Origin of the sequence: Adhaeribacter soli (assembly GCF_008727925.1) — a bacterium.
Taxonomy (GTDB): Bacteria; Bacteroidota; Bacteroidia; order Cytophagales; family Hymenobacteraceae; genus Adhaeribacter_A; species Adhaeribacter_A soli.
In genome coordinates this window covers 1-12,977 of the sequence record NZ_VTWT01000016.1, presented here as the reverse complement: position 1 = coordinate 12,977, position 12,977 = coordinate 1, and the positions used below count along the sequence as shown (strand labels likewise).

Genomic DNA, 12,977 nt, shown 5'->3' with positions numbered 1-12,977 from the left:
TTTATGATATATTGTAAATAGCTTTATCTTTTTAACATTTCAGAAGAATAACGCAAGTCAAAAACCTGGTATCCATAAAAATCTTCGAGCTCACGCTTTGGAATTTTCACATCAAAAACATGACCTTTCGGCACCTGACCTATGCTTTTAATCCAGTAAACATCATAGGCATTATTCTGCCACTCTGCCATAAGAAGCAACTTATTACTTTTAATTTCTACCCAGTAAAACACGTGGGTCGAAATTTTATCTTCAGTCATAATGGCTTTAATCTTGTGGCACTTTTTCCCGTTTATAGTTTCGGTACCAGCATATTTTATTTCTCCAGTCCCAAAATTATCGTCAATTAGTTTTTGCAGATCCGGTTTTTGTCCGGCAAACCCTGGTACTTCATCCCGCAGCGAGTCTATCACCATTGACTTTGATTTTTCATCAACTATTACCATTATTTTACCATCGCATAAGGCTTTCATAATACCAAGCTTTATTTCAAATTTTTTTCCGAGATTAAACAAGTGTCCACCTCTATAAACTTTATAAGCTGGCATTTTAAAAATGGCCTCTGGCTTAGCTATACCAAATGCAATTCCTTCAAAATATATCGCTGTATTTTCATCATCAGCGCCTACGGTGCCCATTGCTTTATCCATTATTTCCATCATTTCTTTTTCAGATAAGCCCTGCGCCATTAAGGAACCAGGTTTAAAAGAAGTGGAAAGTATAGTTAAGAATAAAATAAGTAAGCCTTTACAGCATGTTTCTTTCATGTTGTGTCTAATTGAAAATGATGATATTGGATGCTTCTTTTTCTTGGCCGTTAATTAGCACCCTTCTGTTCATTATATAAATACCGCTTAATAGTTTGTGGGCCTAATTGATCTACTTCGGCTTTAACCTCAATCAGGCGACCCTTTGCATCGTATTTATAAAAAGTGGCAATGTTCTCGTTATCTAATTCAGCCATTACCCTGCCTGTTTTATGGTCATAAACAAAGCTTTTTGATACAGCCTGGTATGGCATCACTTTAAAGTCATCATAAATGGCTGTTCCAAGTGAAGATTTATTTTCAACAAAGAACCTTAGTTTTGAATACAATGAAGTATTTCGCTCTACCTCAACTCTTAATTGCATCCAATCCCCGGCGGTCATATAGGCAGCAGATGGAGCCACAGATCTGATCGTTACATATCTGTTCAACTGCGTATCCCATCCCTGAACTACAAGCGCGGTTTGAGCCGGACTTGATTTATGAACCCAAACTGATGCTTTATACTTCCTTGTTCTCTCACTTACTGGCACTTTGTTGCTAGTAAAATCCAGCTCAAACAGAGTCCCTTTTTTATCATTGCCTTCTAAGCTGAACACATAGTTACCGGTATGTGAGTTAAGGATGCAGTCGGTAACTGAAAGTTTATATGACTTATTAGGCATAGAACAGTTTGGTCCCACCGTATGGGCATTTACTGTAGAATAGAATCCAGGAACCTGGAAGGTATTATCTAGAGTAAAATTCTGCAGAACTGAGCCATCAAAGATTAAGGTATAGCACGTATTGTAATAGCTATCCTCAGCTTCATCTGGAAGTAAATAATAACCATTAAACACTTCTCCTCTATCAGTCATTATTACTGGTTTCTTATCATTATTCAAACTTATAAGCAAGCTCCGCTGTAGAGTGGCGTTATTATTACCGATATAGGATACTTTCACCCGGGCAACAGGAGTGTTTAAGTTAGTGCTGATGGTACTCGGGAAGCAAAGCCGAAGCATATTTACATTATTCTTCATGCTAGAATATGTTAATACCTTGTTTGCGTAAACAGGATCACATTTCCCAACTACTCTAGCAGATTCTAAAACAAGTTTAGGATCATCGCTAAATGTTTCAGGTGTGGCTCCAAGGGATGAGTAAGTATTTTCTGCGCCCGCAAAGAGTGAAGTATGCCAGCTTGCATTGCTTACTTTCATTACCGAGTTTGAGAAATTATACCCGAAATGAGCTGCGGTGTATTTTTCTAAAACATCCTTGGTTTCTACCACATTACCATTTAAATCGAACAGCGTACTGGTAGTTAAAAGCTTCCATTTAGGATTAGACTGAACAGGAGTCGAAGAATAAACAAAAGGCGAGAACTGCGTGTAAGTACCGGCATCAGCTCCATTGTCTTTTACTTTTGTTTCATAAGCAAAGGTGCGTATAGGTCTGGCTACCTTACTAGGAGCTTTAATTGTTCTATTTTTAACTACTGCATCATTGCCCCTACTCTCATTTACTAATGGAATATTAGGTCTGGTTTTACCGTTAGTTTGGTAAACAGTTTCCAAATCATTCGAAGTAATTCTCGAATAAGCATAAGCAAACTCCGTTTGGCCAGGCTGAGAGCCTGTAAACTCTTGCTTTCCGGTATTACGAATGCCGTCAACCATCAGATAACCGTCCGTAGACCACTCGGTTATGCCTGCACTTATTACATTAGCTACCGAAACCGTATTGAGATACTGGTAAGTAGCTGTGGCCTGGGTTAACATATTTAAATTATCCGATGAACTATTTGGGCTGGCAGGCCCCATAATTGGGTACTGCCAATAAGCTGGAACAACCCGATTGATTTTCATATTACTGTAAGAATCGCTGGTCTTTGTCTCAATCGGTTGCCCGGTATAATGATCGAAAGCAGTGTTCTCCAAACTGTTTACAATTCCTTCTTTATTGTATTTGGTTACTGTTTCTTTAAGTACTGGCGGCACATACGTATACTTCATATTTGTATAAGCAAAATGCCTCTGAGTGTTTGCGTTTAAGAACAGGATCCAAGGAATGAGGGTAATTTCAGACTCTTTGGTATAATAAGCCTCAGACCAGGTTTGATCAGTTCTGCCTAATTTTAAATCATCTGGTGTCGTATTGAATGCATTAACCGGGCTTCCATTTGAGCTAACTCCGTTGTAAGCTTTCACGGCTTCGTTTTTACCAAAATATTTGTATTCTTCCATAGACACTTCAATCCCATTAGCTCCGAGTTGCCTTACTTTTTTCAATCTGCCATAAATATCTGTTTGGTCAGCATATGCATATGATTTCACATCATACGTATCGGCTCTCCTCCACCGAACTTTTAGTGGAAGTGGAATAGGGATTTTAATGGTAAGCTTCTTTTTAAATGGCCAGATCTTAATTTTAAGGATTAACCAACTCCAGATCCCCAATAAGAAGAAACGTCCATCAGGCTTATAATCGAAATTCGTCTTCTCTGCTACAAAGTTCTTGTCAAAGCTATATTCACTGTCCTTTGGCGAGAAGAATTGATATTCGGTTTTTCCTTTTTTGCGAGAAACCGGCGAACCGTTTGTTGAATTAAGGGCAGCATACCCGGTTTCGACAGATGTTTTAGCGTAAAGAATATTAGGAGCAGGCATAAAACCTATACCTGTTTTCCGGTCATTGTCTATTACGTTACCCGGGCCATCACCTGGCTCAAGCGTGGCAACTCCTTCCGTTTTACCTGTCCCATCACCATTCACGTCATAGAAGTAATTGGTAGTATAGGTATTTTCGCGAATTGTTTTGTCAGTCCCATTACTACTTGTGGCATAGGAAAATCCGTCGGTAAAGGTTATGCTTTTAACCTGACTGCCAGTATACTTACCCTTATGCACAAGCGTGCGGATGAAAGATCTATTCGGAGAAACCTCATTCCACGGTGATCCATAGCAATCCGTATACTGAGTTTCAAAATTGTCGGAGCTTCTGAAATAGGAGGCAGCATTATTAATCATTTTCCGGGCAGCATCTAATGGCCCATCTTTTTCTAAATTATTATATTGATCTAAAGAGCGTTGTAAGTTATTGCAATTAACAGGGCCAATAAAGGAATTTTCTTTTACAACCTTCATTTTTGTAGAAGACCCAAAGAGATATCTTTTGAATTCACTTACAAATGGGATAATTTGAGCTGGCTTATTCTTATCCTTTAACTTGATCTTTTGATATTTACGTCCATTAACTACTTTAAAATCATTTGTCAATTCATGCAAAACAAAAACACCGGGAGTAGTATAAGCTTCATCTTCCCGTTTAGGGAATAATGTAGTATTGCTTTCATAAAAGGTTAGTTCACCATAAACCTCATCTCCGACACTGTATTTAGCTCCATTATCATATGATAAATTTCTTAGGTCTTTTCCTCCATCTTCATCCAGGTCAGAAATATCAACCCAAACGAATAAGGTATTTGGTCCCCCAGAGCTACCATAGGTAATTCCAATTTCACTATCTATGTGACGCATGATAAACGGCGTATGCTCCTGGACCTTAGAATAGCTTTTGGCTTCAAAAGCTACGCTTAAAGCACCGCCAGTGGGCATGGAGATTTTTGAAACTTTAAAAGCTCTGGCATTCTTATCTGCCTGGGCCTTGTTAATTTCCGTGTAATTATGGTAGAATGGCACATTACTAAGGTTTGTGCCCATAAACTTAGATTCTTTCGAATAATTACCCCATTGATCTATCTGTTTGGCATCATACTCAGGATTATATTCTGGTTGGCCCGGATTATCGTCAAATCCATATCGGAGTTGATAGCTTGGTAAATAAACCCCCTGATCATCGCCTTCATAGGATTTCTGCTGCACTTTCCGGAGCGTTAATTTCCCTGTTCCTATTGCTGCATTTGGGTTGGAAATATGATTTATGTGGTAGCTTACATTTTGAGCCTTTACATCATAATTACCATTAAAATTTTTATAATTAGTGAGGTTATTTGGCGTTTTAGGACAAATTGAGTAATCATACTTAAATTCAGTTGCCTGAATTAATTTACCTCTTTTCTGGTCCTGGCTTCTTCGCTTTGAGTTTTCTCCTTCGAAATGCTTTTTATATAATTCAACCCGGGTTACTGCAAAAAGGGATTTCTCTCCAATAACATCTTCATTAGGAGCATTTTGAGAAAAGGGATTAAAAGCCGAACCATTTAGAAGACCATCTTTTGTATCCAATCCATCGAATCGCTTTTGATACTGGAATTTACTTATAAAGCCTGAAGACTCTATTTCGGAAATGGTGTAAACTTCTTTCTCTCCCGCAACTGCCGAATATGTATCGTCATCTACTAACGATAAAGTAAGAGGGTTATGTGAAAGCCCGGAGAAAGGCATTCGCCATTTATAATTCTCTGCAACTCTTACATATTTAAATTTAACCCAATATCCTAAATCCCCATCGCTGGGGCCAGGTACCTTGTCAAAATCAATATAATCAGGACCTACAATGGCAGTTAACATCCAGGCATAAGGGTAAGCATACTTTTCCTTTACCGTTATTTTATTCCGATCAACATTACGTCCGTTTTGGTTAAAACTATGATAGGTGCTGCTGCCTTTAACCGGCGCATTTTTCCCCTTTCCGGTTAATTGAATAGTTTCACTGCTTTCGTTAAAAACGGGAAGATTAAAAACATAAGTTAATCCTTCTACGTTTTTAACCCTGACATCCGCAATTAAATTATCTGGGTAAAATTTATTCTCAGGATTTCCTTTACTTTGGATAATTTTAAGCCGGTCGAGAATATTATGATTGTCATAATTATCCTTATCTTTTAATTTTGGATCTTCCCATTTATTGCCAACATTCTTTAATTTTTCGTGAATGAAAAAGCTTTCATTGTACTTTGCTCCACCAATTGCTGGATCACAATTTGTTGAATTACAATGAGCATCTAATACCTCCTTAACTGTATAATAAGATATCTGCGTAGAGGTTTTTAATTTATTTGAGCTCCTGTTAAAGTTATTATAGGTTGTTTGTTTTGGGTTTGGATAATACAGGGGCATATCTGCCTCCTCACCTAAAAAGAAGAATCGGTTATCGCCACCTGATCCTGATAAATGAATCAGATCATATTTATTAGGAGAGAAATCTGTTGCATTACTGGATGCTAAATTGAATTCACCAGCCAAATCTCCACGCATTTTAAACTTTAACTTGCCATTTGGCTTATTAAATATTTGGTCGTTTGTTTTTAAACTTTTAAGCTCTTTTTCAATAAATATTGTTTTATCAAAATCTTTATCGCCTTCTTGATCAGATTTCTTTAGAAAATCTAAGATATCTAATTGCTTATTAATTGACGATTTGGTTATGTTTGTCCAAGGCTCAACTTCTTTCCGAACTGTCATAAGGCCTTTTAGAGAAAGATCTCTGTCCTGATACCGGCTGAAATTGCGGGAAACTACACCATATTCATCTTGATAAAGTTGCATTCCTCCGGAAAGCCCTTGTGCACTTACTGTAAATCCATCACGCTGAAGGTAAGATGGGTTATTCCTTGCACCAGAATTATAGGATTGTTCCCCCTCTATTGCAAAATCAGCAATAATGTCCCGGTTCCCACGTTGGTTCCCATACTCATCAAGATAAAGAAAGCCGTACCCATTTTTATCGCTGTTCATGGTACCTCTGTCAAAATTAGTGTAGGTTCCAGTAACGTCGATATTAGGATTGATAGGAACGGTAAGGCTCGCTCCAAAACTCTTTATTGTAGGAATTACATTAGCTAAAGGAGGCAGTTCATTACTCAATGGAGCCCCAGAAAAGGCGGAGACAGCATTTTCATTGAAATCATAGATCATATCATTCCCCATAAAAGATAGAGAAGGTTGCAAACTTTTCAATGATGTTCCACTCATTCCCAATGACACCATATTATTAAAACTTAATCCTCCACCAACAGCAAAACCATAATCGGAATTTACATTTCCTCCTATTCCAACAGTTATATTTTTTAAAACATTATTCAGCACTCCAGTAGATCCATTACCACTATACCCAGCAGCAATACCTAAACCAGCTCCAATGGCACCATGTAACCCTTTGTAGTTGTCATAGCCCACAAGAAGGGAAACATTTCCTCCAACTCCTCCGCCTACTACCCCTACATCGAAAGACGCCAGGCTTGCTGAGAAGGTACCCTCTACAGATGCACTCCAATTGGGCTGATTCTCATACTTGTAATTCCGGGCTCCCCCCTTAAGGTCATCAGGAAGGCCCTGCATGCCGCGAGCAATTGCGCCAGTGAATCCATTAATTCCAAAACCAAAAATCCCAGCCTCCTGGTCCATACCCGCTTGCGAAGAATACCCAATTGCCATTGGATATTCCGGAATCGAGGTAATAGGTATTGTATAATTAAAATCCCCTGTTACCAAACTAACATTGTCAGTTGCATCCACAGGCTGATGTCCATAAACTTCAGGTGTAGTTGGTCCGCTTGTAAGAGCGTAAGCCACTACAGGAAAGAATGCTTCTAAGGTGATATTAATAGCCAACACGAACGCAGTAAGCCTAATAATGCGTAGCTTATTTTTCATAATTCAGCTTTAAAGAGGAGAGTTCTTTATCTATGTAGTTTAAATTAAAATCGAATTGAACTAGGTTGGGAATCGAAAAGAATTTATCATCAAAAATAAATTTTATAGCACTCTCGTTCTCCAACCTTTCTTTAGGAAAGGCAACCATAAAAACAGCATCAGGAGATGCGCCATAACTCCGCTCAAAAATCGAATTAGAGATTTTGATTGTATCCCCATTACCAGCAATCAAGAAAACAGCCTTTCTAAGATCATTAGTAAGTGCATTCACTCTTCTCACGTATTGATTGCGATCTACAATTCCTTTCTTAAGAATATCGGAGCTATCTGTTAAGCCTATTCTTAAATTAAAATACACCCCATTAGAGAATCTTTCTTTCTCTTCTAAAATGCTATTTTCGCTTAAGGAGCCTTCAGCATTACTTAACTCAGAAATTGCTAAAACTTCAGGGGGAATATAGGTGCAGGTTATTTTATAATCCCCACTAATATACTCCCTTCGTAGCTCAGGATTATGAGAAACTTCCTTCAAGTATTCAGGAATGGAAACTTTCTTCTGGCAACCTAAAAAAACAAAAAGGGGCGGCAAGAAAAAGAGCCAACTTAATCTTCTCTTGATAATGCTACTCATTTTCCTTCTTATCAGAATTAGTACCACCACTATAACTTGCATTTAAGTCCGCAAGCACTTTCTCAGTAAGATCATCCTGATCAAGACCGTACAAGATACTACCATCATTAGTAGTACCTAGGATCATTTTATAATTATTCTTTTTCCCGTACTCTTGAATATAGGAATTTATTTTCCCCAGAACTTCAGCTGAAAGTTGATTTTGCCGTTGCTGAATTTGTTTGGTAGCAGCATCGCTATAGCTTCGGTACTCTCTTTCTGCAACACTAGCACGATAGGTCAAATCAGATTTTAAAGCAGGATTAGAGTTATCCTGAACAGCCTTTATTTTCTCGAATCTGGTTCTTAGAGTATCAATATTAGCTGTGACTATTTTTACCTCTTCCTCGAACTGCTTATTAGCAGTTTCCATTCCCTTATACTTTTGGATCAACACACCAGTTTTAACAAAGCCAATCCTGGCTGGCTCTTTGAAAAGAAAATGGTATATAGTAATAGGTACAACTGCTACAAATAATAAAGCTATAGCCCAACTAATTTTTGAAACTGACATAATACTTGGTTTAACAGAACCCAAATATTATAACATGCAAGTAAATAAAAAAATTTTTTTTACTATATATTAAAATAAATATAAAAGTACTTTTTTAAGTACTATTACCCAATATGAGAACTTAAATTAAAGAGAGGCAAATACATAGAAATCAAAATAATTCCCACGAATAATCCCAGAACAATTATTATTGCAGGTTCCATTATGCTACTCAGCAAGGAAGTTTCATGCTCAATTTCTTCCGAGAATTGAATAGATAATTTATAAAAAAAATGATCGAGCTTGTTAGCTTCTTCACCAATCCTGATAAAAGAAAGCATTCTGCTATTATAAATACTATAGGCTGCTAAGCTTTCATATAAAGTTTTCCCAAAAAGAATATCCTCTTCAACTTGTCTTAATGAAGTCTCAATAGGATAATAATCAACCATTTGCCTGGCCAATTGCACAGCTTGAATTAGAGGAACTTTGGAACTAGTAAGCAACCCTAACGCACTACATAGCCGCGCTAAATAGGTTAAATTTATTAAATTCCCAATAATAGGCACCTTACTTAAGAAGTTGCTACTATACTTTCTAAACCAAGCCTTCTTCCGTGAAAAATAACTATAAATAGAAACGAATAGAATTGAAAAGAAAACAGGAAGGAAAGAACCTTGAATAAGCTTTGACACGGAAATCACAAATTGGGTAGGCCCAGGCAATTGTCCACCAAATTGTTTAAATATATCAGCGAACATCGGAACTATAACATTTAGCATAAAGCCTACTGCTGCAATGGAGGCAATAATTACAATTACAGGATAGGATAGAGCCTGGATAATCTGTCTTCTTTGTTTAAGGCTTCTATTATAAAACTTTGCTATGTCAATTAAAACATCAGGTAGTTTTCCAGACTCTTCACCAATTTCGATACTAAAACTCTCATAGGCAGAAAAACAACCTGATGCTTTTAGAGCTGCCGAAAGACTACTTCCATTAATTAAATTTTCCTTTATTTCTCGAAATACCAACCTTAATTTACTGTTTTTCTGCTGACCTTCTATCAACTCTAAAGCTGCTTTTAAATCTATTCCAGCCAGAAGTAATACTTGTAATTCAGAGTAAAAACTTTCCTTCTCTTTTAATTTTAAAGCAGCTTTAGGCGTTCTTATCACCGGAGAATCTATACTTATGGGTTTTGCCTCCGCACCCTTACGGTTTTTCCCAATTTTATATTCTTTTAAATTTAAGCCACTCATTTTTGATCTTTAGCAATTAATTGATCAGCTGTATAAAACTTACTGAAACTAAAAGTGATTAATTGTTCTTCTGAAACACACTCTAGCTCAATATTATCAATATTATCAACATAGTCTCCATCTTCCTGTGATTCCTCCCCTTGCTTAAGAATTAAAATTTTTTTGGGTACTATAAAAAAGGTATCACTAACAAAAGCATGTGTTCGGATTATTATTGAGTCAGAAAATTCATAAACAACTGATGATGAATCTTGTAGACATGTTAGTTTATTTAAATACCAGGAAATATTTAAAGAACTAGAAATATCTTTATGCATTAAAGATGAAAGCCTACTACATGCCAGAATCTGATCTGATTTCTTCTGATAATTTTTAAACTCCAGATTCAAAGCATTTAATAAGAACGAGATTATCAGGAAGAGAACACCAGATAATATAAGAACTACCATAATTTCTACTATAGTGAAGCTCTTTACTTGTTTATTCATAAACCAACTCCTCTAAATACAAGGATGTACTATCGCCTTTAACTTCGCCCTCAACCTTTAGAAGCAGAAGATTATCTATTTCTTTATAATTAGTGATTCGTTTTCTAATCAAAATTCCATTTAAAACTAAATCTTCATCAAGATAATCCTTATTCCTTTTTGTATCATTTAAGACCTTTTCTAATAACAACCTAACCTTTAAACTCTCAAAACTACCTTTAGATGTTACCAAATTAAAAAAGCATAAAAAGCTAATAGTTATTAAAACGCTTACTGCTACCATAGCCACAACAACCTCAAGGAGAGAGGATGCTTGTAAAGCGCCTTTTAAGCATCCTTTTAATTTAACCATTTTATTATTGATCTCTTATTCTTTTTGGTGTTCAATAAAGATGAGGTAATAAAAAATCCAGTCCTTGATGAAATATCAATCTCTACATTACCTATATAGTTTTCATAGTAAGCAGCTGGATTCGATTTAAGAAATTTTGCCGCAATGACGTTTGCCTTGATTATACCCTCAAGCTGCACTAAGGAATTCGCACAAACAACACCTTCAATCTCAGCGCCCAGATCAGTTACTAATTTTGCAGTCGTTTTATCTTTTTGAGGAGTTGTAATTATAAAACCTTTTAATCTTGATGGCCCAAATGAAAGAAACCCATTATGGCTGTAAAACAGACTCAATACGCTTGGATAGTTAAACTGACAACCTGATTCTACAATAATTGTATCAGTGGAAAACACCTGTATTTTACCCGAAAAGTTTTCCTTAAAAGTAATTTTCGGAGCAATGGCAATGATATTATCAGCAACAGTAGATTCATAAAAGGTTATTTCCTTGGGTGAATAAATAATTATATTACCAATGAGTTTTTTTCCCTGTAAATTAATTGATGAATTACTCCTCCAAACCAAAGTAGATTCCTGAAAGCTTCTATTTTCTTCTAATAAAGAGTCTATAGACCCCATATTAAAATTATCTATTTGATTGCTTTTTCCTACTTGGTCGTAAAAGCGTAATCTGTCGGTAAAACTTGGATCAAGTTTGGGGAAATCAGACCTACTTTGGAAAATAGAGGCAACCGTACTTATATCAGACTCCCCATTAGAAGACACTCGTTTAATTCCAGCCTTAGGTAAAAACATGGGCCCACTTAAATATGCCTTATTTGCTACAGACAAAGGCATATTCATATCCACTAAATATAATGAGGATTTACCAATACTATCTGGTAAACTCCCAACTAAGGCAGTAAGTACTTTAGATCTTTCTTTCTTAAGTGTCCGGACTTGAAGAATATCGAATATTCCCCAATATTTTTTCTCTATTTCAATTGAGTCCCTGCCACTATCAAATAAATCAATAAATATTTTTTCATTGTACCTTAAATTTGTTTCTGCTAACGCATAGCTTAAACCTGAATTCAAATTCAATTGATCATCCTTTTGCATCTGATCCGTCAAAAGCATGATTCTTCGACTATAAGCAAGAAGAATTAAGCAGCTAAGAATTATAGCTACTACTAAACTTAATGCAATCACACTCATTAAGATTCCAGCAGATAGCCTTTTGCAATTTTTAAAGTAAAATTTTCTTACTTTCAACTCTCTTTTCGCTTCAACCAATTGAAATTGGTAATCTTAGATTTCTTTTTTGTTTGTTTAATTTTTACTTTTTCAACCTGAGGGTTGCCATGTTTAAATTTAACTTTGGAATACACTGAATCTTTAAGTGTGTAAACTTTACCATGTAATGCTCCATCTTTGTACTTACCTTTAAAAACTAAATTGCCCGCAGGATCAAATACTTCACTATACCCATGCTTGTTTCCATTTCTCCAGACTTCCTTTTTCTTAATCCGTCCATTATTATGCCACCTAGCCCACTTCCCTTCTTTCTGTCCTTTTTTGATATTACCTTTCTCGATTATATTTCCATCTCTGTAAAAGAGGAGATAATCTCCACTTAGTAGCTTACCCATAAAGGCCCCTTGCGTAAAATGAACCTGATTTGCTCGAAACCAAGAATAAGTTCTGTCTTCTTGAGGTTTTATTTTGTAGGATTTAATCTCATTTAGTACATAAAAATTTGCTATACTATCCCCATATGTTATGTACATTTTTGTTATCTCATCTTTGTTTTTCCCTTTTATTGAGTACTGACTATAAGATGGATAATAGAAAAAACAAAAAAAAGCAAGAGTTAATAAATATGATTTTTTATAATTTTTCATTAATAAAGTACAAACAACTAGTTAAAATCAATAACAATTATTAAAAACAACATTCAAATTTAACATTTTCTTTTATTATATTTTATCACCATTTCTCCATAAGAGTCAATGCTTCGAAATTTACCTTATGCCTTAAGCAACTTGCTAATTTGTATTATCACCTAGATATCCAGTAATGGAGCAAGGATGAAGAAGCAGCTCTCTGCATTTAGAAGAACGGCTCCAACTCATAAATTTTCTTTAAATCCTGAAGCAATTGTTTCGAGAATAAGCTAATAGGGGGAGCAACAAAAGCCTGACAGCAATGTCAGGCTTTTTTGTTTTTATGCCTCTGCCTGCTATTAGCTTTTTTGGATCAAGCTGAATTGTTGAGGGGGATTTTTCGGATCAAGCTGAATTGTTGAGGGGGATTTTTCCTAAGCATAGATATTAGCAAGTCTGAAGAGGAAGAAAGCAGTATC

At 36.0% G+C, this 12,977-nt stretch carries 9 protein-coding genes; all 9 read right to left on the bottom strand.

The genetic code is table 11. The features are described from left to right. Window positions 1-23: 23 nt before the first annotated feature. Window positions 24-767, bottom strand: a complete 744-nt coding sequence (locus tag F0P94_RS19485; protein ID WP_150906247.1) for a hypothetical protein — start codon at window positions 765-767, stop codon at window positions 24-26. A 50-nt stretch (window positions 768-817) separates the two neighbouring features. Beyond that, complete coding sequence (locus F0P94_RS19480) at window positions 818-7,366, bottom strand: hypothetical protein (protein WP_150906245.1); 6,549 nt, start codon at window positions 7,364-7,366, stop codon at window positions 818-820. Beyond that, on the bottom strand, window positions 7,356-7,997 hold the full coding sequence (locus tag F0P94_RS19475) for a hypothetical protein (protein WP_150906243.1): 642 nt from the start codon (window positions 7,995-7,997) through the stop codon (window positions 7,356-7,358). Before F0P94_RS19475 ends, F0P94_RS19480 begins: the two co-directional genes overlap by 11 nt. Continuing rightward, window positions 7,990-8,550, bottom strand: a complete 561-nt coding sequence (locus tag F0P94_RS19470) for an OmpH family outer membrane protein (RefSeq protein WP_150906241.1) — start codon at window positions 8,548-8,550, stop codon at window positions 7,990-7,992. Before F0P94_RS19470 ends, F0P94_RS19475 begins: the two co-directional genes overlap by 8 nt. 104 nt (window positions 8,551-8,654) lie before the next feature. Beyond that, a complete protein-coding gene (locus tag F0P94_RS19465; protein ID WP_150906239.1) occupies window positions 8,655-9,791 on the bottom strand; it encodes a type II secretion system F family protein in 1,137 nt (378 codons plus the stop codon). Then, window positions 9,788-10,279 (bottom strand): hypothetical protein, encoded by a 492-nt coding sequence (locus F0P94_RS19460; RefSeq protein WP_150906237.1) that lies wholly within the window; start codon window positions 10,277-10,279, stop codon window positions 9,788-9,790. Before F0P94_RS19460 ends, F0P94_RS19465 begins: the two co-directional genes overlap by 4 nt. Beyond that, on the bottom strand, window positions 10,272-10,631 hold the full coding sequence (locus F0P94_RS19455) for a hypothetical protein (protein WP_150906235.1): 360 nt from the start codon (window positions 10,629-10,631) through the stop codon (window positions 10,272-10,274). The genes F0P94_RS19460 and F0P94_RS19455 overlap by 8 nt, the downstream gene beginning before the upstream one ends. Next, window positions 10,619-11,887: a hypothetical protein gene (locus tag F0P94_RS19450; protein WP_191907115.1), complete on the bottom strand. Its 1,269-nt coding sequence runs from the start codon at window positions 11,885-11,887 to the stop codon at window positions 10,619-10,621. The genes F0P94_RS19455 and F0P94_RS19450 overlap by 13 nt, the downstream gene beginning before the upstream one ends. Continuing rightward, entirely contained in the window at window positions 11,884-12,516 is a 633-nt protein-coding gene (locus tag F0P94_RS19445; protein WP_150906231.1) for a toxin-antitoxin system YwqK family antitoxin, read from the bottom strand. Before F0P94_RS19445 ends, F0P94_RS19450 begins: the two co-directional genes overlap by 4 nt. Between the last annotated feature and the right edge of the window lie 461 nt (window positions 12,517-12,977).

What these genes read in the sequence shown, in the direction of transcription:
- F0P94_RS19485 (WP_150906247.1), bottom strand. Translation starts at nt 767, where the DNA reads ATGAAAGAAACATGCTGTAAAGGCTTACTTATTTTATTCTTAACTATA.
- F0P94_RS19480 (WP_150906245.1), bottom strand. Translation starts at nt 7,366, where the DNA reads ATGAAAAATAAGCTACGCATTATTAGGCTTACTGCGTTCGTGTTGGCT.
- F0P94_RS19475 (WP_150906243.1), bottom strand. Translation starts at nt 7,997, where the DNA reads ATGAGTAGCATTATCAAGAGAAGATTAAGTTGGCTCTTTTTCTTGCCG.
- F0P94_RS19470 (WP_150906241.1), bottom strand. Translation starts at nt 8,550, where the DNA reads ATGTCAGTTTCAAAAATTAGTTGGGCTATAGCTTTATTATTTGTAGCA.
- F0P94_RS19465 (WP_150906239.1), bottom strand. Translation starts at nt 9,791, where the DNA reads ATGAGTGGCTTAAATTTAAAAGAATATAAAATTGGGAAAAACCGTAAG.
- F0P94_RS19460 (WP_150906237.1), bottom strand. Translation starts at nt 10,279, where the DNA reads ATGAATAAACAAGTAAAGAGCTTCACTATAGTAGAAATTATGGTAGTT.
- F0P94_RS19455 (WP_150906235.1), bottom strand. Translation starts at nt 10,631, where the DNA reads ATGGTTAAATTAAAAGGATGCTTAAAAGGCGCTTTACAAGCATCCTCT.
- F0P94_RS19445 (WP_150906231.1), bottom strand. Translation starts at nt 12,516, where the DNA reads ATGAAAAATTATAAAAAATCATATTTATTAACTCTTGCTTTTTTTTGT.